14 protein-coding genes, 1 tRNA gene, 3 rRNA genes and 1 riboswitch are annotated in these 22,440 nt (G+C 34.9%); of the genes, 3 read left to right on the top strand and 15 right to left on the bottom strand.

The genetic code is table 11. From position 1 onward, the window contains the following. Nucleotides 1–88 precede the first annotated feature (88 nt). From cbiQ to CC89_RS15190, 4 genes are all read right to left on the bottom strand, one after another. Nucleotides 89–769: a cobalt ECF transporter T component CbiQ gene (cbiQ, locus tag CC89_RS15205; RefSeq protein ID WP_035293407.1), complete on the bottom strand. Its 681-nt coding sequence runs from the start codon at nucleotides 767–769 to the stop codon at nucleotides 89–91. After that, on the bottom strand, nucleotides 753–1,067 hold the full coding sequence (locus CC89_RS15200; RefSeq protein WP_035293406.1) for an energy-coupling factor ABC transporter substrate-binding protein: 315 nt from the start codon (nucleotides 1,065–1,067) through the stop codon (nucleotides 753–755). The genes cbiQ and CC89_RS15200 overlap by 17 nt, the downstream gene beginning before the upstream one ends. Then, nucleotides 1,051–1,785 (bottom strand): energy-coupling factor ABC transporter permease, encoded by a 735-nt coding sequence (locus CC89_RS15195; RefSeq protein WP_035293405.1) that lies wholly within the window; start codon nucleotides 1,783–1,785, stop codon nucleotides 1,051–1,053. The genes CC89_RS15200 and CC89_RS15195 overlap by 17 nt, the downstream gene beginning before the upstream one ends. A gap of 224 nt (nucleotides 1,786–2,009) precedes the next feature. After that, a riboswitch (cobalamin riboswitch) is annotated at nucleotides 2,010–2,181 on the bottom strand. Between the two features lie 77 nt (nucleotides 2,182–2,258). After that, on the bottom strand, nucleotides 2,259–3,269 hold the full coding sequence (locus CC89_RS15190) for a ketoacyl-ACP synthase III (protein ID WP_035293404.1): 1,011 nt from the start codon (nucleotides 3,267–3,269) through the stop codon (nucleotides 2,259–2,261). 243 nt (nucleotides 3,270–3,512) lie between these two features. Between CC89_RS15190 and CC89_RS15185 the strand changes: the two genes are divergently transcribed. After that, nucleotides 3,513–5,045, top strand: a complete 1,533-nt coding sequence (locus tag CC89_RS15185) for a methyl-accepting chemotaxis protein (RefSeq protein WP_035293403.1) — start codon at nucleotides 3,513–3,515, stop codon at nucleotides 5,043–5,045. Nucleotides 5,046–5,366: 321 nt separating this feature from the next. Here the strand turns inward: CC89_RS15185 and CC89_RS15180 are convergent. The 8 genes from CC89_RS15180 to CC89_RS15145 form a co-directional block, all read right to left on the bottom strand. Further along, a tRNA-Phe gene (locus tag CC89_RS15180) sits at nucleotides 5,367–5,442 on the bottom strand. A 5-nt stretch (nucleotides 5,443–5,447) separates the two neighbouring features. Next, nucleotides 5,448–5,564: ribosomal RNA gene (rrf, locus tag CC89_RS15175) — 5S ribosomal RNA — on the bottom strand. A 156-nt stretch (nucleotides 5,565–5,720) separates the two neighbouring features. After that, nucleotides 5,721–8,625, bottom strand: a 23S ribosomal RNA gene (locus tag CC89_RS15170). A gap of 312 nt (nucleotides 8,626–8,937) precedes the next feature. Then, nucleotides 8,938–10,448, bottom strand: a 16S ribosomal RNA gene (locus CC89_RS15165). Together the 16S, 23S and 5S rRNA genes with 1 tRNA gene alongside form the textbook arrangement of a ribosomal RNA operon. 552 nt (nucleotides 10,449–11,000) lie before the next feature. Continuing rightward, the gene (gene nagB, locus CC89_RS15160; protein ID WP_035293402.1) at nucleotides 11,001–11,747 is read right to left on the bottom strand and encodes a glucosamine-6-phosphate deaminase; all 747 of its coding nucleotides are present in this window, start codon (nucleotides 11,745–11,747) and stop codon (nucleotides 11,001–11,003) included. Between the two features lie 104 nt (nucleotides 11,748–11,851). Beyond that, complete coding sequence (gene nagA / locus CC89_RS15155; RefSeq protein WP_035293401.1) at nucleotides 11,852–13,012, bottom strand: N-acetylglucosamine-6-phosphate deacetylase; 1,161 nt, start codon at nucleotides 13,010–13,012, stop codon at nucleotides 11,852–11,854. 16 nt (nucleotides 13,013–13,028) lie between these two features. After that, a complete protein-coding gene (locus tag CC89_RS15150; RefSeq protein WP_185750782.1) occupies nucleotides 13,029–13,760 on the bottom strand; it encodes a GntR family transcriptional regulator in 732 nt (243 codons plus the stop codon). A gap of 145 nt (nucleotides 13,761–13,905) precedes the next feature. Beyond that, the gene (locus CC89_RS15145; protein WP_035293399.1) at nucleotides 13,906–14,973 is read right to left on the bottom strand and encodes an HD-GYP domain-containing protein; all 1,068 of its coding nucleotides are present in this window, start codon (nucleotides 14,971–14,973) and stop codon (nucleotides 13,906–13,908) included. Between the two features lie 142 nt (nucleotides 14,974–15,115). Between CC89_RS15145 and cls the strand changes: the two genes are divergently transcribed. Together cls and CC89_RS15135 are read left to right on the top strand one after the other, a co-directional pair. Continuing rightward, entirely contained in the window at nucleotides 15,116–16,549 is a 1,434-nt protein-coding gene (gene cls, locus CC89_RS15140; RefSeq protein ID WP_035293398.1) for a cardiolipin synthase, read from the top strand. Nucleotides 16,550–16,803: 254 nt separating this feature from the next. Continuing rightward, nucleotides 16,804–17,433 carry a uracil-DNA glycosylase gene (locus CC89_RS15135; protein WP_051931828.1) on the top strand — a complete coding sequence of 210 codons (630 nt, stop codon included), beginning with the start codon at nucleotides 16,804–16,806 and terminating at the stop codon, nucleotides 17,431–17,433. Between the two features lie 935 nt (nucleotides 17,434–18,368). Here the strand turns inward: CC89_RS15135 and CC89_RS15130 are convergent. The 3 genes from CC89_RS15130 to CC89_RS15120 all read right to left on the bottom strand — a co-directional run bounded on the left by CC89_RS15130 (nucleotide 18,369) and on the right by CC89_RS15120 (nucleotide 22,399). After that, nucleotides 18,369–18,704: a single-stranded DNA-binding protein gene (locus tag CC89_RS15130; protein WP_035293397.1), complete on the bottom strand. Its 336-nt coding sequence runs from the start codon at nucleotides 18,702–18,704 to the stop codon at nucleotides 18,369–18,371. Between the two features lie 123 nt (nucleotides 18,705–18,827). Then, nucleotides 18,828–20,159: an MATE family efflux transporter gene (locus CC89_RS15125; protein ID WP_185750770.1), complete on the bottom strand. Its 1,332-nt coding sequence runs from the start codon at nucleotides 20,157–20,159 to the stop codon at nucleotides 18,828–18,830. A 167-nt stretch (nucleotides 20,160–20,326) separates the two neighbouring features. Beyond that, nucleotides 20,327–22,399, bottom strand: a complete 2,073-nt coding sequence (locus CC89_RS15120; protein WP_035293395.1) for a beta-galactosidase — start codon at nucleotides 22,397–22,399, stop codon at nucleotides 20,327–20,329. Between the last annotated feature and the right edge of the window lie 41 nt (nucleotides 22,400–22,440).

The raw sequence follows: 22,440 nt of genomic DNA, 5'->3' as shown, positions 1-22,440 counted from the left end.
TGAAATTCCAAAAGAATTTCATAAATTTAAATTTATGAAAACTCCTAAAGGAGTTTTATCCTTCATTCTAAATTTTCAATCTTAAATTTTACATTTTGAACTCCCCGTCATAAAGCTTACTTTCTAATGATATAATTAACTCTTCATGTTTTAGCATAACTCTTACAAATAAGCATCGTATTAAAAGAGAAAGAGATTTATAAGAATTTTTTCTATTGTTATAGCCAAATCTCATTTCTTGAGCAGTGTGTATTTCCTTGCACTCTTCTAAAAATATAAATATAAATCTATAAATCAATATTAAAAGTTCAATAAATACCTTAGGCAATCTAAATTTTTTAAAAACCACTATAAGTTGATTCATAGGTATAGTTAATGCCATAAAATATGTAGCAGCTACACAAGCCATAGCTCTGAAAAACACATGTCTGCACGTAACAATCGCATCTCTAGTTATACCTATGTAATTTTTTGACAGTGGCAGTGCCCATAAAAACAATTCTCTATTAGGAGAACAGGATATTAAGATAGTTATAAGACTCACAATTAAAAAAGCTATGGGAATACAAAGGAGTTTAGTATATTTTTTAAAAGGAATTCCAGCAACTCCTACTGTTAGTATCAGTAGAAATAGAAAAATACATAGATTAAATCTATAATCCCTCATATTTAGGGATAAAATTAGTATTCCTATGGCAAAAAAGAATTTTGCCATAGGATTAAAATCTCTTAATCTATTTGTATATGCATATTTATCTATCAGAAGCACTTTTTTTCTTTCCTTTAAAATAACCTAATGTATATCCTATAACTCCTGCACCTATAGCTCCTTGTGCACAGAAAAGTAAACTTTCTATTTCTCCACTTGGTGGTTCCCAAATGCTTTCAAACCATGGTTTATATCCTGGATTTATTTCCGTTATAGCTCCCTCTGCCTGATCATCAGCACCTGCAAATTCTGCTCCACTCTTTACTACTAATGGAGTTATAATAAGTGCCAATGTTATTAGAAGTAAAATTATATTCTTCTTTTTTGTTGAAGCGCCCGTATTAGTTGATGCTTTCATCTTTTAACACCCCTTCACGTTTATAATCTAAAAGTAGGTTGTAAACTACAGTAGTTAAAAGTCCCTCTGCTATAGCTAAAGGTATTTGAGTTACTGCAAAAATTCCTAGGAATTTTACAAGTGAAGCCCCTATGCCTCCTGACGTAGCTGGAAAAGCTATAGATAACTGAGTAGCTGTAACCACATATGTAGCTAAATCTCCTAACGCTGCTGCGAAAAATACGCAAGTTGATGTCTTAACATTATTTTTCTTTAAAAGTTTAAATATTGCATAAGATACTAAAGGTCCTACTATTGCCATAGAAAATGTATTTGCACCTAATGTAGTTAGTCCACCATGGGCAAGTAATAATGATTGAAATAACAAAACTATTATGCCTAGTACACTCATAATTGTAGGTCCAAATAAAATTGCTCCAAGCCCTACTCCTGTTGGATGTGAACAACTTCCTGTAACCGAAGGTATCTTTAAAGCAGATAGCACAAAGACAAATCCTCCAGCTAAAGCAATTAAAATCTTTTTGTTAGGCTGTTCTTTAAATATCTTGTTTAAATTTTTAATTCCCATTATTAAAAATGGTATTGTAACTATAGCCCAGAAAATACACCATTTTGCTGGCAAAAATCCCTCCATTATATGCATAGCTTGTACAGTGGAAGGCGTTATAACTGCTAGTAATGCAAAAGCTGCAGCTAATTCAAATTTTTCTTTACGCATTTTATATCCCCCTCTTAATTTTTTATATTTATTTTAAATAAATCACAGGATTTAAATAGTAGACAGAGCTAATAAATATATTTAATAATTGAGGTGGGAAGATGCACACAAATAAAAAACCCTAACCAATAGGTTAGGGAATTTTTTCTTATAATCATCTATTTAACAGAATTAATCCATTAAAATTATACAATAAATTATAAGTAGTCTCTTCCCTCCGAAGGCACACTTTAAAATCTTAGGCAGGTCTCCTGACTTGAGTTCTCTCTACTTGTTGGCCTTCCCGTATAATACAGTGGCGTAGTCAACTTTCGTCCCTCTTACAGTAGCGGGGGCTGTATTGGATTTTCACCAATTTCCCTTTTAATATTAATAACCTAAATTTTCATTTTTTCAATTTTACAATCTAAGAATACCACAAAAAGTCAAAATATTCAATAGTATATAAAAATTTCCCTTATAAGTTGTCCACATTAAAACTCATAAAGTACTGAGCACATGGCAACTCCTGCCCCTACAGAGCAAAATACTGCTTTAGATCCTTTAGGCATATCCTTATCTTTAATTGCATGATGAAAAGCTACTATTGGACTAGTAGTGCCAGTATATCCATATTTATCTCCAATATAAGTAAATTTATCGCTATAATTTTCTATATTTAAATACTTTGCAGTTTCAATAATAAATTGCTTTGAATATTGAGATAACAAGAAAAGTTCTATATCATCAATGGTAAAATCAAACTTTTCTGAAAAATATTCAATTGCTTTAGCCCATTCGGGAGCAAAGAAATCTAAATGAAATCCTCTCCATCTTTGCTTTTTTTCATATTCCCCTACATCATTACACCTAGCTTTTGTCATGCCACAGGCTGGAGATACTATTGTATCATAATATTTAGAAACAGTAGTGTATTTTGAATCTAATATTCCTCTAAGAGTTTCTTCCTCTTTAGCTTCTAGTATAAGAGCTGCCCCAGCATCTCCAGAAGCAGGATATGTATACTTACAATCTTCTCTGGCTATTGAAGACACATATAATCCGCCACATACCAAACAGTATTTTATATCATCGTTTGTTTTCATCATTCTAGATGCTTGATCTAATGCAACAACCATTCCTACACAATTAGAATTTAAATCATATACTATATGAGCATTATTAGCATTTAATTCTTTATTTATTATCAATGCATTAGATGGTGTTAAATATTCTGGCGTATCTGATGAAAATATTATCATGTCCAATTGTTCCGGTGATATATTTGCACTTTTTAACGCATCCTTAGAAGCTTCTAGAGCCATAGTTAATGCGTTTTCTTTGTTATTATCTATTACGTATCTATATTTCCTACCCAAATTATCTAAAAGTGCCCTTATGTCTATATCTTTATTGTCAAAATGTTTGATAAAAAATTCGTTTCCTACCCTTTTTTTTGGATGGTACACCCCTGTGCCTATGATATTTACGTTTCTAAACCCCATATATGTCACTCCCATTCGTCTATTTTAAATTAGTATACTTATTGTTTAGACTAAATATTTAATTAAACTAAATATACCTTTTAAAAATATATTATCAATTTTTTCAATATTATTCAATAACTATATTAACTTCTCATAAATCTACTATTATATTGCAAAATCGTTAAATTTTTTATAATGTTATACGATAATACTATTGTTTGTTGTTATTAATATTAATAAATAAAGAAAGGATGTAAATTGATGAAAAATGAAAAAACTATAATTTCATATCAGAAAGATACGTTAAAATTTGTAATACTAATTTATTCTCTTAGTTGTATACTTTCTCTGATTTTTTTTACATTTTTAAAAAAATTCGGAATAAACGAACAACTAAAATGGCCTACATTGATTAAGTTAGGTATTTTAACCCTTGTAGAAATATCCGTACTATTTTCAATGTATAAAATCACCATAAAAGAAGGAGTATTGATACAAAAAAACTTTAAGTTTTTAAAAGTAGCAATACTTATAATTACATATGTACACTATTTATATTTAACTTTTACAATTCCATCTAAAGATTTGTGGTGGTTTATATTTTATTTTGTAATACTAGGAGCACTGTTTTTAGACTTAAAAATGTTAACAACCTCTATCATAATGGCAGTGATAAGTGTATCACTTGTTTGGAAATTTAATTCCAGCATTCTTCCTCAGGGAAATCTACGTACTTCAGAATTACTTATAAGAGCAATAACTGTTATATTAACCTTATTGGGCATTTATGCATTTGCCTACTTTGCTGCTAATCTGTTGAAAAAAATAGATGAAAATGAAAACGAACTAACAATAGAACGTAATAACATGAAGAATATACTAGACGAATCCTCTGACTGCTCAAAATCCATCCTTGAATCTAGCAAAGTTTTAGCTGATATTGCAAGTCAAGAAAGTCTTTCTATTCAAAATATAGCTAATACAGGTTATACTTTAACAGAAGATTCTAAAAGTATATTAGATAAAACCTCAAGAAATATATCTATACTAAACAATTTTCTTGAAAATACCAAGAGCATATCCTCTAATATAAGCAGTACTAGCGAAACATCATCAAAACTTATTGAAGTATCTAATGAAAATCAAAAATCTTTAGGACAAACTTTAGATATAATACAAGAAATTGCTTCAAGTATAAATGTAACTTTAGATTCTACAAATATACTTCAACAAAAATCTGCTGAAGTGGATAATATACTATTAATTATTAGAAATATTTCTGAGCAAACTAATTTATTAGCATTAAATGCTTCAATTGAGGCAGCAAGAGCTGGAGATTTAGGAAATGGTTTTGCTGTAGTGGCAGATGAAATAAGAAAGTTAGCTGAAAATACTAAAGCTTCTCTTGAAGATGTAGAAAAAATTATAAGTGAATTAAAAATACACATTCAAGAAGTAGAAGATCACATGATAGGTAATAATGATAAAATTAAAAACGGTAATAGCATACTAAGCACTACAGTGGCCAGTCTTAATAATATGGTTGAACAATTGAAATCATCTAATAAGGATATACATTCAATAGATGAATTCACAAAATCTATGGTATGTGAAACTAACAATGTTGTGAATTTCAATAAAGAAATATCTACTACAACTGAAAATGTCATAAATAAGTTTAAAACCATATCTGACTCAGTAACTGAAACCGCCGCAACCAGCGAGGAATTATCTAGTAATGCAGAAAACCTCAAAAACGTGGCTCACAAAATCAATGATATTATAAAAATTTAATAACTTTAACTCATTACATCTAAACTCCTTTTAATAAGCTATAGGCAAATAACAAGTCATTATGCTAGTATATTTGACTTGTTATTTCTTTTCATATACCTAAGTGATTACTTTTAGCCGCTCACTACATTTACTAAAAGGAGTTTTCTTTTACATTTTATATACTCTAAAAACCTTTTTAAAACTTCCTTTACCTTTCAAAACTCTCTTTACCTTTTAAACCTATATTCACCTTTAATTTCCCTTGTTTTGTTATATAAAAAATATCAGCTTATTAGCTTTTTTATACAACAAAAAACCCTTAGATAAATCTAAGGGTTTTGGTGGCTGGACCAGGAATCGAACCAGGGACACGAGGATTTTCAGTCCTCTGCTCTACCGACTGAGCTATCCAGCCAAATAACCTGGCGACGACCTACTCTCCCACAGGGCTTCCCCTGCAGTACCATCGGCGCTTTGAAGCTTAACCGTCCTGTTCGGAATGGGAAGGGGTGTTACCTTCAAGCCATAATCACCAGATGCTATAGTTCTTAGGTCTTTAGACCTTAGACATATAGTACTCCTCAGCTTTGCTGAGCGAGTTTCCTTTAAAAGAACTTTATTGTTCTTTCAAAATTGCACAGTGTGGAAAATCTTTTAATTGTCAACTGTCAATCACTAATTGTCAGTTATATTTTGATCAAGCCCTCGACTTATTAGTATCGGTCAGCTGAACATGTTACCATGCTTACACCTCCGACCTATCAACCTGGTAGTCTTCCAGGAGTCTTACTAGCTTACGCTATGGGAAATCTAATCTTGAGGTGGACTTCACGCTTAGATGCTTTCAGCGTTTATTCCTTCCCAACATAGCTACCCAGCTATGCCACTGGCGTGACAACTGGTGCACCAGAGGTTGGTCCATCCCGGTCCTCTCGTACTAAGGACAGCTCCTCTCAAATTTCCTACGCCCGCGACGGAAAGGGACCGAACTGTCTCACGACGTTCTGAACCCAGCTCGCGTGCCGCTTTAATGGGCGAACAGCCCAACCCTTGGGACCGACTTCAGCCCCAGGATGCGACGAGCCGACATCGAGGTGCCAAACCTCCCCGTCGATGTGGACTCTTGGGGGAGATCAGCCTGTTATCCCCGAGGTAGCTTTTATCCGTTGAGCGATGGCCCTCCCACGAGGAACCACCGGATCACTAAGCCCGACTTTCGTCCCTGCTCCACCTGTATGTGTCGCAGTCAAGCTCCCTTCTGCCTTTACACTCTGCGCGCAATTTCCGACTGCGCTGAGGGAACCTTTGGGCGCCTCCGTTACTTTTTAGGAGGCGACCGCCCCAGTCAAACTGCCCACCTAACAATGTCCCGTGACCAGATTCATGGCCTCCGGTTAGAATTTCAATACTGTCAGGGTGGTATCCCAAGGATGACTCCACAGAAGCTGACGCCCCTGCTTCTAAGTCTCCCACCTATCCTGTACAGACAATACCGAAATTCAATGCTAAGCTACAGTAAAGCTCTACGGGGTCTTTCCGTCCAATCGCGGGTAGAAGGCATCTTCACCTCCAATTCAATTTCACCGGATTTGTTGTCGAGACAGTGCCCAAATCATTACGCCATTCGTGCGGGTCGGAACTTACCCGACAAGGAATTTCGCTACCTTAGGACCGTTATAGTTACGGCCGCCGTTTACTGGGGCTTAAGTTCAAGGCTTCGCTTACGCTAACCAATCCCCTTAACCTTCCAGCACCGGGCAGGCGTCAGCCCCTATACATCAGCTTTCGCTTTAGCAGAGACCTGTGTTTTTGCTAAACAGTTGCTTGGGCCTATTCACTGCGGCCTACTCTCGTAGGCACCCCTTCTCCCGAAGTTACGGGGTTAATTTGCCGAGTTCCTTGACAACAATTCTTCCGCTGGCCTTAGGATTCTCTCCTCATCTACCTGTGTCGGTTTGCGGTACGGGCACCATTTTCCTCGATAGAGGCTTTTCTTGGCAGTGTGGAATCGGATACTTCGCTACTAAAATTTCACTCCCCATCACACCTCAGACTTAAGACTGAACGGATTTGCCTGTTCAATCATCCTAAGTGCTTAGACGCACATCCATCAGTGCGCACATCCTATCCTACTGCGTCACCCCATTTCTCAAACGGATCATGGTGGTATCGGAATATCAACCGATTGTCCATCACCTACGCCTTTCGGCCTCGGCTTAGGTCCCGACTAACCCTGAGCGGACGAGCCTTCCTCAGGAAACCTTAGATTTTCGGCCAATGAGATTCTCACTCATTTCTCGCTACTTATGCCAGCATTCTCACTTCTGTACAGTCCACCGCTCCTTACGGTACGACTTCAACCCGTACAGAAAGCTCCCCTACCATATACATTGTATATCCATAGCTTCGGTGGTAAGTTTGAGCCCCGGACATCTTCGGCGCAGGATCTCTTGACTAGTGAGCTATTACGCACTCTTTAAATGAGTGGCTGCTTCTAAGCCAACATCCTAGTTGTCTTAGAAATCCCACATCCTTTACCACTTAACTTACACTTTGGGACCTTAGCTGATGGTCTGGGCTGTTTCCCTTTTGACCACGGATCTTATCATTCGTAGTCTGACTGCCAGGATAAAAGTAAATGGCATTCGGAGTTTGATAAGGTTCGGTAAGCGATATGCCCCCTAGCCTATTCAGTGCTCTACCTCCATTACTCATTACCTGACGCTAGCCCTAAAGCTATTTCGGGGAGAACCAGCTATCTCCGAGTTCGATTGGAATTTCTCCGCTATCCACAGCTCATCCCATGGTTTTTCAACACCAACGCGGTTCGGTCCTCCGCGGAATTTTACTTCCGTTTCAACCTGGCCATGGATAGGTCACCCGGTTTCGGGTCTACAGCATGCAACTAATCGCCCTATTCAGACTCGGTTTCCCTGCGGCTCCGCACCAAAAGTGCTTAACCTTGCTACATACCATAACTCGCTGGCTCGTTCTACAAAAAGCACGCCGTCACACATGTAAAGTGCTTCGACAGTTTGTAGGCACACGGTTTCAGGTTCTATTTCACTCCCCTCCCGGGGTTCTTTTCACCTTTCCCTCACGGTACTTCTTCACTATCGGTCACTAGGTAGTATTTAGCCTTGGGAGGTGGTCCTCCCAGCTTCCCACAAGGTTTCACGTGTCTCGTGGTACTCTGGAGTAGATCTTACTTATATTTCTTTTACCTACAGGACTATTACCTTCTGTGGTGGAGCGTTCCAGCTCTCTTCGATTAGAAAATCTAAGACATTATGATCTATCCTCAACCCCTAAATCCGAAGACTTAGGTTTGGGCTCTTTCCCGTTCGCTCGCCGCTACTTAGGAAATCGATTTTTCTTTCTCTTCCTCCGGGTACTTAGATGTTTCAGTTCCCCGGGTTTGCCTCTGTATACCTATGAATTCAGCATACAGTACTCAGCGTAGCTGAGCAGGTTACCCCATTCGGAAATCTGTGGCTCACAGGCTATTTGCGCCTACCCACAGCTTATCGCAGCTTATCACGTCCTTCGTCGGCTCCTAGTGCCAAGGCATCCGCCATGCGCCCTTTGTAGCTTGACCTGTTATCAGTTTACTAGTTTGTTAGTTGTCTAGCGACTAGTTACTGATTGTTTATTTTAATTGATTCTCCAGTGAAATCATCACAATTGTAATAATTTCTACTTTTCTTCACTGTGCAATTTTCAAAGAACATTAGTTAAACACTAACGTATTTAACTTCATTTGAGAGATTTTCTTCTACAATCAATCACTTAACTGATCATTGCTCATTGTTAATTGACCATTGTATCTGGTCTCTCAAAATTAAACAGAGATATCAGTGAACTTGTCATAATTTACGAAAAGGTGACTTCCTTTTCATGTTCTCCTTAGAAAGGAGGTGATCCAGCCGCAGGTTCTCCTACGGCTACCTTGTTACGACTTCACCCCAATCACTAATCCCACCTTCGGCCGCTGGCTCCTTACGGTTACCTCACGGACTTCGGGTGTTACCAGCTCTCATGGTGTGACGGGCGGTGTGTACAAGGCCCGGGAACGTATTCACCGCGACATTCTGATTCGCGATTACTAGCAACTCCAGCTTCATGTAGGCGAGTTGCAGCCTACAATCCGAACTGAGATCGGTTTTTGAGATTTGCTCCACCTCACGGTCTTGCGTCTCTTTGTACCGACCATTGTAGCACGTGTGTAGCCCTAGACATAAGGGGCATGATGATTTGACGTCATCCCCACCTTCCTCCTGGTTAACCCAGGCAGTCTTGCTAGAGTGCTCAACTTAATGGTAGCAACTAACAATAGGGGTTGCGCTCGTTGCGGGACTTAACCCAACATCTCACGACACGAGCTGACGACAACCATGCACCACCTGTCTCCAAGTTCCCCGAAGGGCACTACCGTGTTTCCACAGTATTCTTGGGATGTCAAGTCTAGGTAAGGTTCTTCGCGTTGCTTCGAATTAAACCACATGCTCCGCTGCTTGTGCGGGCCCCCGTCAATTCCTTTGAGTTTTAATCTTGCGACCGTACTCCCCAGGCGGGGTACTTAATGTGTTTACTGCGGCACCGAGGTTGGACCCCCGACACCTAGTACCCATCGTTTACGGCGTGGACTACCAGGGTATCTAATCCTGTTTGCTCCCCACGCTTTCGTGCCTCAGCGTCAGTTACAGTCCAGAAAGCCGCCTTCGCCACTGGTGTTCTTCCTAATCTCTACGCATTTCACCGCTACACTAGGAATTCCGCTTTCCTCTCCTGCACTCTAGATGCCCAGTTTGAAATGCAGCACCCAAGTTGAGCTCGGGTATTTCACATCTCACTTAAACATCCGCCTACGCACTCTTTACGCCCAGTAAATCCGGACAACGCTCGCCACCTACGTATTACCGCGGCTGCTGGCACGTAGTTAGCCGTGGCTTCCTCCTCTGGTACCGTCATTATCGTCCCAGATAACAGAGCTTTACAACCCTAAGGCCTTCATCACTCACGCGGCGTTGCTGCGTCAGGGTTTCCCCCATTGCGCAATATTCCCCACTGCTGCCTCCCGTAGGAGTCTGGACCGTGTCTCAGTTCCAATGTGGCCGATCACCCTCTCAGGTCGGCTACGCATCGTCGCCTTGGTAAGCCTTTACCTTACCAACTAGCTAATGCGCCGCGGGCCCATCTCAAAGCGGATTGCTCCTTTGATTACAGAACCATGCGATTCCATAATTTTATGCGGTATTAATCTCCCTTTCGGGAGGCTATTCCCCTCTTTGAGGCAGGTTGCCCACGTGTTACTCACCCGTCCGCCGCTAATCCATCCCCGAAGGGATTTCATCGCTCGACTTGCATGTGTTAGGCACGCCGCCAGCGTTCGTCCTGAGCCAGGATCAAACTCTCAATTTTAAGTTTAATCTCAAACTCAAATTCACTGACTTTATGATTTACATCTTTATCTCTGTTTAATTTTCAAAGACCAGCTTTTGTCGTTTTAAGCGACTTCTTTTATTATACCACTTAAACTCGACCTTGTCAATTTTTTATAAAATCTTTTTTATTAGATTTTCCTGTCGTTTCTTAGCGACAAGTGATATTTTATCATAATATTTCATGTGTTTACGCATTCAATACTTTAATAATTAAAATTAAACTCCTTTTTCGGATTATTTCTAGGTTTTTCTCAATATATCTAGTATTGATACACCAGGCTACTTTGTAAAAGCTTTTGCTTTAATTCGCATTCTACTAAACTATACCGCAAGGTTTTACAATATAATGATTATCCCACAAAAAGTATCACATTACTTGAATTATGAATTTTCTCTGTAATGACTTGCATAAGAGACAAAGGAACTGTTTAAATTTATTGTTCCGAGCTCCTATGCAAGTCATAGAGAAGGAATTTCATAATTTCACTACATTGTACCTTTTTGTGGTTTAATTATATAATTTATATTATTAGTGATTATATTCCATTCCACTTAACTCACTAGCAGCTTCCTTATCAATTATAAATGTTACATCTTTATGCAATTGAAGAATTGAAGCTGGTACCTCTGGAGTTATTTTACCCTCTATGGTTTTTCTTATAGCCGCTGCCTTTCCTTTTCCATTTGCTAATAATATAACCTTTTTAGACATCATTATTGTCTTTATTCCCATGCTTACTGCTGTTGTAGGAACCTCATCCATAGAGTTAAAAAATCTTGAATTATCTTTTATTGTTTTTTCATCTAATTTAACTAAATGTGTTTCAGCTTCGAATGTATCATTAGGTTCATTAAATCCTATGTGTCCATTTCCACCTATACCTAATACTTGAATATCTATGCCACCGGCTTCTTCTATTCTTTTATCATACTCAAAACATTCTCTTTCTATATTTTCTGTCATACCATTAGGTATATTAATATTTTCTTCTCCTACATTTATATGATTAAACAAATTTTTATTCATATAATAGTGGTAACTTTGTTCATTCTTTTTTTCTAAACCATAATATTCATCTAAGTTGAAAGTCTTTACACTAGAAAAATCCACTTCTCCATTCTTATACATATTAATTAATTCATTATACATACCTATTGGGGTACTGCCTGTTGCTAACCCTAGTATACTATTAGGCTTTAATATAACATGACTTGCCATCATTATAGCTGCTTTTTTGCTCATTTCTTCATAATTCTCCACAATTATTATCCTCATACTTTATTTCACTACTCCTTTATATTAGTTATTCAACTTTTATAGCTCTACAATCTTAATCGTATTTTTATTTACTACTTGTACTTTAACTTGTAATTTATAAACTATGCCTTAAAAACCACTATACCTTCAACTATAGTAGTCCTAATATTAAATTCTTCATCAAAAATAGTCACATCTGCATCCTTTCCTATTTCTATACTTCCCTTTCTGTCATCTACGCCTATAACTCTAGCTGGGTTTATACTAGCCATTGCTACTACTTCTTGTATTTTTAAATTTGTATTTTTAAATATATTCTTTATTCCATTGTTTAAATTCAAAATACTCCCGGCTAACGTACCATCTTCCAACCTCGCAGAATTCTCCTTTACTATTACCTTCTGTCCTCCCAGATCATATATACCATCATTTAAATTTCCTGCTCTCATACAGTCTGTAATTAATACCACTTTGTTAAAACCCTTTATATTTATAAGAACATTAAAAGCACCTGGATGTATGTGTATTTTATCTGCTATCAATTCACAAGTAACATCACTGTTCATTATTGCTCCTACAACTCCTGGTTTTCTATGATGTAGTGGTGTCATAGCATTAAATGTATGTGTTCCATGACTAATTCCTAACTCCATAGCTTCAATGGCCTGTTCATAAGTAGCATCTGTATGTCCTATAGACAATACTATGTCAGTATCTCTTTTAACTCTTTTTATAAACTCATATTTCTCATCCATTTCCGGTGACAAAGTTATTATTTTTATTGTGTCTAAATAGTCTTTAATAAAATTATAATCAGGCTTTTCTATGTATCTTTCATTTTGTGCACCCTTGTATTTTGGATTTATAAAAGGCCCCTCCATGTGTGCACCCAGAACTCTAGACCCCTTACCTATGTTACTCATACTTTCTCTTATTGCATTTAGTGCTTTGTAGATTTTTTCCTTAGCCATAGTCATGGTAGTAGGTAAGAACGCTGTCACTCCATTTTTGCACACATTTTCACTTATGGTTTCTATATCTTCTAAAGTTCCGTCCATGGTATCACTACCCCCACAACCATGAACATGTATGTCTATAAATCCTGGAGAAATATAATTGCCTTGAGCATCCATAATCTCATCTTTTTTTATATTATTTTTATTTATATACTGTTGTAAATTTTCTTCATCTATTATATCTAAAATCTTCCTTTTAAAAACCAATACTTTATTTTTTAAGACTTTATCCTTAATTATTATTTGGCCATTCTTTATTATTTTCACACTACCATCTCCCATTTTAAGTAAGTACTATCTCATATTTATATTTATCACTTCTATATATTTCTCTAGTATGTTCTATAGGCATATCATTTTCTAAATAAGTTGTTCTTTTAAAAACTAATGCAAGAGAATTATCCTCCTGATTTAATAATTTACTTTCAAACTCATTTAGCATTATCGGTTCTATTGTTTGTTTTGCAAACTTTAAATTAAAATTATATTTTTCTCTTAATATTTCATAGAGCGACTTCCCCTCTAAACTCTCCTTTGTTAAACCTGGACACATATAACAAGGTATAAAAACTTTTTCCAAAGCATAAGGGTCCTGTTCAATAATTCTTAATCTATTTATTTCTATTACTTCTTCTTGATCTTTCGGAAGTTTCAAAACACATTTTATTTGATTTGTAGCTTTCTTTACATTGAAGGATATTATCTTCGAACTAGACTTAAGTCCTTTTTCCTCCATTTGCTCTGTAAAACCCTTTAGTTGCAATTGTTGTTTCTCCTTAGGACAGGCAACAAAAGTTCCTTTCCCCTGCTCTCTATATAAAACTCCCTCATTTACTAAAGACATTATTGCTTTATTTACAGTCATTCTACTTACTTCTTGAAGTTGACAAATTTCTCTTTCAGGAGGTATTAATTCTCCCGGAATTAATTCTCCATCTTCTATCATGTCAAGCAATAATTGCTTTATTTGATAATACAGTGGAAGTGGACTATCCTTACAAATTTTTCTCAAAATATTACCTCCCGCTATAAATAAATATTATCATATTCACATGTTGTTATGTTGTATATACCAATTATAATATAAAATGATGTCGAAATTCAACATCATTTTAAAATTTATATGCATTTACCATGGAATAAACAGTTAACAATTGTACTTATTCATGGCAAACATCGACTATTGTAATGCTTGGATTATCCAAAAGATTCATATCATATGTATAAACATTATTCTTTTTAGATTCCCCACATGTAACTCTTATTATTGGTCTATCTGGGAAATTTTCATTTTGACCTACTACATACCCCTCTAAACCATTAGACAGTACTAATTTACATCCTAAAGGGTATATAGCAAAGCATTGTCTAAACTTTTCTACATACTTTGTTTCAAACATTATACCTGAATTACTAAGTATTAATTCATAAGCCTCATTAGGAGAAAATCTATTTCTATAGCTTCTATTAGAACTTACTGCAGTAAAAACATCGCAAATACTTATTATCTTTGCATAATCACAAATTTCATCTCCCTTTAATCCAAAAGGATACCCTGTACCTGAGACTTTTTCATGATGCTGCAAAACACCTAAAATGATATCCTCAGAAAAAATACCTTTACTCCTTAATATCTCTCCTCCAAATATAGGATGCTTTTTTATTATATTTAATTCATTTTTAGTTAGAACTCCCTTTTTATTTATTATACTATTAGGAATTTTTGTTTTTCCAATGTCGTGAAGAATACCACATATGCCGAGTTTTTTAACTTCCTCCTTATTCCATCCCAATTTAACTCCTAAGTATGTAGCCATAATTCCTGTGTTTAGAGAATGTATATATGTATAATCATCATATAATTTTACTTCATATAAATTAGTATTTACATTCTTTTCTTCAGAAATGTAATTGATAATGTTTTCAATATTTCTGAGACTCTCCTGTATTTGAGTTTTACTACCTGATAATATATTTTGAAATAACAAAGGCATTTCATTTAAGCTAGAAGATTTTAATTTATCAATTTCTTTGTTTTCTTTAGTATCTATATCGGGAAATCTGTCATCTTTTATGTATACAAGGTATATTCCATTAGCCTCTAACTGCCTTATATAATTTAAAGTTAATCTAATCCCCTTCTTTAAAAGTACACTTCCATCACTAGAAAATATACTTCTGGCTAAAACTTCTTTTCCACTTAGATTTTTTATAAATTCTAACCTCATAATTCCCTCCATAAACTCCAAATTTGAAATACTAATTTACATATTATACAATATTTCTATAAATTTGTAGTAATTCCTTTGTAATGTGTAAAAATAATTGATATTATATTTTTACACAGTTATATTTAAAGGAGGTTGTCCCATGAATACTAGCTTTATAAAAATACTTTCTTGGTTTTTTATAATTAATGCATTAATATCTATAATAGTAATAATTCTAGAACGAAGAAGACCTGAAAAAACCATAGCTTGGCTATTAATATTAATAATATTACCTCCTATAGGCTTATTTTTATACATATTTGCGGGAAGAAATTGGAAGAAGCATAAACTAAATACTGAAACTACCCAACGTACTCATAAACTTGTATCTGAAGCATTGTATAATATAAAAGATGTTAAATATCCTTCTCTTATACATTTGATAATGAATAATAATAATTGTCCTGTTTTTATAGATAATGATATATCCATACTTACTAATGGTGAAGAGAAATTTAAAATATTAAAAACTTGTCTGCAAAATGCAAAACATCATATACATCTTGAATATTATATAGTTAAAAATGACACAATAGGAAATGAAATAAAAAACATATTAATAAAAAAAGCTAAAGAAGGAGTGGAAGTTCGTTTTATCATAGATAGAGTTGGTTCTCCTACAATAAAAAAAGATTTTATAAATGATTTAAAATCTGCAGGAGTAGATGTAGTTTTTTATACTTACTTTCTGGCACCTTTATTTAAAAAGATAAACACTCAATTAAACTATAGAAATCATCGTAAAATAGTTGTCATAGATGGTAAAATAGGATTTTTAGGTGGCATAAATATTGGGGATGAATACTTAGGAAAAAGCAAATTAGGCTACTGGCGAGATACTCATATAATGATTCAAGGTGACTCTGTGCTTGGGCTTCAAGCTTCATTTTTAGATGATTTTTTTATGGTTAAAAAAAGTCAAAATACATTTCCTTGGCATAATGATTTTGAATCTTATTTTCCTACTCCCAATAATTCTAAAGGAAAAGTAATGCAGTTAGTCAAAAGTGGCCCTGACTCTGAAAATGCATCTATCATGCAGGTAATTATTAAAATGATTTCTCTAGCAGAAGATCATATTTACATAGCCACACCATACTTTGTGCCAAATTATAGTGTAATGAATGCCTTAAAAATAGCTGCTTTAAGTGGCATTAAGATAAAGATTTTGTTTCCTGGTCGTTATGACCACTTTACAGTTTATTATGCCTCCAGAACTTATCTTTCAGAGCTAGCTAAATACGGTATTAAAATCTATCTTTATAAAAATGATGCCTTTATGCACTCTAAATTTATGACCGTAGATGGAGAAATTTCTACGGTAGGTACTGCTAATATGGATATTCGCAGCTTTGAGTTAAACTATGAGATAAATGCTGTTATATACGATAAATCTTCTACAGAAGAATTAGAAACGACTTTTATAAATGATTTAAAAGAAAGTACTTTAGCTGATTATAGCTCTTTTGAAAACACTCCCTTTTACAAAAAGTCTATAGAAGCTATAGCTAGAATTTTTTCAAACCTTCTTTAATATTTTTAAATACACATTAGGCACATTCAAATGAACAATAAGTCAGTATGCTAGTTAGTCTATTTGGCGTAATACTGCGTCATCAGTACCCGCCAATAGTCTACTAGCGACGGAACCCCTTGTCTGACACAAAATATACTAGCAGCTTTGACTTGTTATTTCTTTTCATGTACCTTAATTTGTAAAAATAATCTTAGTGAAGTTACTGTAAATACAATAAAATAGTATTGAAAGAAAAGAGGTGCCCCTTTAGTATGACTCTTGAAGAGATAAAAGATGCAATTAAGACTATATCTGAGAATTATAAAGAAGAACATATAGGTGGATGGATAACTGGTGATGGTCCTGTGCCTTGTGATATTTTATTTGTAGGTGAAGCTCCTGGTAAAACAGAAGTGGAAACAGGGAAGCCCTTTGTAGGCATTGCTGGTAAAACTTTTGAAAGCTATCTAAATTCCATAGGCATTAATAGACAAGATATACGCATAACAAACACCTGCTTTTTTAGACCTATAAAAAAGAAACTTTCAAAAAACGGAAGAGAAACTATAAGCAATCGTCCTCCAAAAACTTCTGAGATAAATTTGTTTAGACACCTATTAGATGAAGAAATCAAATTGGCCAATCCAAAACTAATAGTAACCCTTGGTAATGTACCACTTAAGAGACTTACAAATTTTAGCAGCATAGGCATCTGCCATGGGGAACTTTATTTTAATGAAGAGATAGAAAGATATATTTTCCCAATGTATCACCCTTCTTCACTGACATATAATAGAAATGAAGAGTTTAAGGCTATATACTCTAAAGACTGGGAAAAACTATACACTGCTTTAAAAACAGTTGCCACGCAACAAAAATATATTACAAAGCAAGTGCCATAAGAAAAATCTGTCTTTAAGTTCACAATAAATATATTTTTTAGACTGTTCACAGTACGCCAAGAAATTCTAATGTTTTCAAATTTCAATACCCTAAAGCTTTCAAACTCGCTTCTGACGGCGCTCAAACATGAAAGCTTCTTAACGGGTATTAAAATTTCAAAACAAAGAATTTCTAAGGCTAGCTCAATAGTCTAAGAAAATATATTTATTGTTACCTTAAAGACAGATTTTTCAGTTCATGCGTACATTGCTTCTGGGGGAGGAGACCGACTAAAGGATGATTTTCCTCCCCTGCGCTACTGAAAATCTTTAATCTATAAATAAGAAAACGCTCATAATATTTCTTTAGGCGAAGCCTTTCATTTAGTCCCTAGTCGCCAAATGTTTTTTAGTACTAGGTTCTAGATGTTAGAATTTGTTGTTATAATACATATTTATGTTTCTTAACCTATATGCTGATCATTCATTATAAATCAACAGGCTCACGCAAAAAAAACTTTATAAAGCACTAAATAAGGTCTAATATATTTTGCCGTGAGGCATTGATTTATATAAATCTTAATCATGCCTATGTATTTAGGCTGGCTGCCGCCAATAAAAGATTTTCCATAACGTAGTGGAGGAAAATAATCCTTTAGTTAGCTGTATTCCCCCATAGATAGCTTATGTGTTAACCGAAAAATCACACTTTAAGGGAGTGAAACAATTGGAATTGGGGACTATGGAACTAGCTTTAAAAATTCTTATGTTTGCAGATTTCAATTCCCGTTAAGAAACCTTCTTGTTTGAGGGACGCAAGGAGCGAGTTAAGGTTTTAGGGGATTGAAATCTGCAAACATGTAGAAGTTCTTAGCGTATTGTGATTAGTCCCAAATTACAATTGTTTCACAGACTTAAAGTGTGATTTTTCTTACGGCACTTGCTTCACAATATTCTTATACTGCTGATTCTTTCTTGCTTTCAAGAAATTTAATTTCATCTGCTACAACACTGGTATAATATCTTCTAGTTCCATCCTGCTGATCTTTTGAGTATACAGAAATTCTACCACTCACAGCAATCAATCGTCCTTTTAGTAAATATTTTACTAAACTATCATAATGCTTTGTAAAATAAATAACTGGAATAAAATCTGCTTCCCTTTCTCCATTTACATTTTTGTGTCTCCTATCTACAGCTAAGGTAAATCCAATGCCCTTCCTATCACTTTCATTTAAGTCTATCAACTCTGAATCTTTAGTTAATCTTCCAATTAATGTGACTTTATTCATCGTATTCTCCTTTCTTGTTTTTAAAACATTTTCTCTATACAATGAATTCTATCCATTTAATTGGTAATTATTCAATTATATTGTATTCACTATAATTATTTATGAAAAATTAGCGGTGTCGTCTTAAGCACTAAAAATTTTCTTCCTTTTATACCAAAATATACTGATAATAAATCTAAATACCTGATCTACACATATGATAAACCAAATGTATACTATATCCATATGAAATATATAAGTTAGTATAAGGGTGAGTGGTATTCTAACTCCCCAAAGACCTAGTCCTGCTACTATCATAGGTATTTTAGTAAACCCTGCTCCCTTTAATGCTCCATTATAAACTCTTGCTAAATTTTGAGGTACTTGAATTAATCCCATTAGCCTAATGTATATAGCTCCAAGTTCTATAACTTTAGGATCATCTGTGAGTAATCTCATAATTTGGTTAGGAAAGCAAATAAGAAGAATGCTTCCAAAAGCCATTACTAACAAACCACCTTTTTTAATTACTCTTATATACCTTTTTCCAAGTTCTTTATCCATAGCTCCTAGGGATTGTCCAACAAAAGTCGTAGCTGCAACTCCAAAACCCAAGGCTGGCATTTCTGAAATAGTTTCTGCTTGAAGACCTAGCTGATATGCAGAAAAAGGTTCTTCACCAAAAGATAGCATCACTCTTGTAAGTATTATAGCTGAAAACTGCCAAAATAGTGATTCAAAAGCTGATGGTATTCCAATATTAAGTATTGATGAAGTTTCACTAAAGTCTAATTTAAATATTTTTGTTCTTTCTGACCTCTCCAGTAAACCCTCTTTTTTAAATAGTACATACAAACCCATTAATGCTGCAACAATTTGGGCTATTACAATGGCAATAGCAGCACCTTTTAGTCCCATAGGGTTAAATCCAAAACTTCCAAATATCAACGGATATCCAACTAGTATATTTATTCCGTTCATAAATAAAGATATAATCATTGGAGTTTTTCCATCTCCCACCCCCTGAAGTATGCCTGTTACTGCAATCATAATAGCTTGAAATGGAAGTCCAAAAGAAATTAATCTTAAATATGGTACGGCCATTTTCATTATTCGGGAACTAGGATTAAATATACTTAAAAAGACTTCTCCTTGCCACAATAGTATTAACTGAAAAACAATGCCTAATATAAGAGAGAGCAATAATGTTTGTTCTGATACACTTTTTATCTTATTTTTATTATTGCCTCCATATGCTCTAGCTACTAAAACTGTTGCTCCAATAGATACGCCTTTAAATATACACCATAAAATCCCTATAAGCCTTGAACATACTCCTTGAGTTGATATGGCTGTAACATCTATCCTCCCTATCATCCCTGCCGAAACAATCCCTGCAGTCATTTCCAGAATATTTTCTATTATTATAGGTAGTATCATTGAATATACTCGTTTTTTAATCTCTTTATCACTCACTTTAAACACATCCATACTTCATAATTACTAAAAGTGAACTCTCCTTACACCTGCTTACGCTGAAGAAGGTTCTTCTTGGTTAAATAATCACTTAAATGTATTAGTGTATTAATATTTAGTATTCATTTTCATTTTACTATTTATATTTCTTAAGACATGACTTTCAATTATCTAATGTTTTGTAATATTTTTATTCCATAGCTACTTAGTTCTAAAGTTTTTCCCACCTTCTTGCCAGTTTCCATATCTTTAAATATCCTTTCCCTTAAATTCACTTGCTTTTTATCCTGCGTAAAATTAGAAATAAATATAAAATCTTTTTCTCCATCTGTACGCATTTGCGCAGTAACTCCATATGGCAATTGAGCATCTATTGCTCTTTTTAAATTACAATCTTTAGCTATTTTTTCATAGAAATTTAAAAGAAAATCCTCATTACTTCTAAAAGCTATATAGTAAGCCTTTCCATTATGGAAAAGGTTTTCTGTAACAGCTGGCATTCCCGCATAAAAATCATTTTTATATGTGGCAAGCACTTTAGCCGTTTCTGCGTGAATTAAATCGCAGAATATACTAGCTTGATATTTTCCTGACATACCAAATTCATTATTATTTTCAAACTCAACATAATTCACTTCATCATCATATAATGCATCTATTTCTTCAGACCAAATTCCAGTAACCTTTCTAAGTGGTCCTGGGAAGCCTCCAAGGAAGCATAAATCATTTTCGTCTACTATGCCACTCCAGTATGTAGTTACAAAGGTACCACCATTTTTCACAAACTCCTCTATTCTTTCACCAACACCTTTTCTAACCATGTACAGCATAGGTGCTACAACTAACTTATACTTTGAAAAATCCACATCCATGCTTACTACATCTACAGGTACTCCCATGTTCCAAAAGGCCTTATAATGATTTACGCAGGTTTCAAAATAATCTTTTTTTTCTTTTCTTGGCCCCTGTGCATCTTCCATTGTCCAACAATTTTCCCAATCGTATATTACAGCTACCTCTGCCTTTACTGAGGTTCCAACAACAGAATTAAGTTTAGATAATATTTCTCCAACCTTTGAAACTTCCTTAAACACCCTAGTATTTTCATGTCCACAGTGATCAACTACTGCTCCATGAAATTTTTCGGAGGAACCTCTGCTTTTTCTCCACTGGAAATATTGAACCGTATCTGATCCGTGTGCTATAGCCTGAATTGAGCCTAAAACATGCATACCAGGTCTTCTTAACTTAGCCACTGGCTGCCAATTAGTTGCACTAGGAGAGCTCTCCATCATCATAAATGGCTTACCACCCTTTAAGGATCTATTTATATCATGTATAAACGCTCTTCTGGCTGCTTCTAAAGGTTCTGGACGCTGACCATGCCAATAAGGGTAGTTGTCCCAAGAAATCACATCTAAGTAAGGAGCAAATTCCCAATAGTTTATACTATTTGCTATATCTACATACTCATGAAAATTTGTTGTTATAGGTATATCTGGTGTAATTTCTCTTAATGGGATAGTTTCCTCCTTAAAGAAATCTAATGTTTTATATGTGACGAATCTTCTCCAATCTAAATTCAATCCATGCAAATTAGTTTCTCCCTGTAGTGACGGCGATTCTACTTGAGACCAATCAGTATATGTGTGACTCCAAAATCCCGTCCACCATGCTTTATTTAGCTTATCTAAATCACCATTATATTTTTCTTTAAGCCATTGTCTAAACTCCTGTTGGCATAATTCACAATGACATTCTCCCTCATATTCATTGGATACATGCCACAAAATCAATGCGGGATGATCTTTATATCTTTCCGCTAACTTTGTATTGATTATGCGAACTTTCTCTCTATAAATTGGAGATGTATAACAATGATTGTGACGCTCTCCATGAAGATTTCTAATTCTATCTTCTTTAACCCTTAATACTTCAGGGTACTTTTGCGACATCCAGGCTGGTCTAGCCCCGCTTGGAGTGGAAAGTATTACATAAATTCCATTGCTATGTAATTTGTCCATAATTTCATCCAGCCATGAAAATTCAAATTTTCCTTCTTCCGGTTCCAGTGAACTCCAAGAAAACATTCCTATTGACACTACATTGCAATTTGCAAGCTTCATAAGTCTCATGTCTTCATTCCAAATGCCTGGAACATGCATCCATTGTTCTGGATTGTAGTCCGCTCCATGTAACATAACATTACATTTTTTACTTACAGGTTCATATCTTTCCATGAAATTTACCCCCTTATAAAAATTGAAATTTATTCATAGCT

The sequence above is a fragment of the Clostridium sp. KNHs214 genome, from assembly GCF_000744935.1.
Classification (GTDB): Bacteria; Bacillota; Clostridia; order Clostridiales; family Clostridiaceae; genus Haloimpatiens.
Note: the sequence above shows the minus strand (reverse complement) of the source record. Positions and strands in the feature narration are given on the sequence as shown.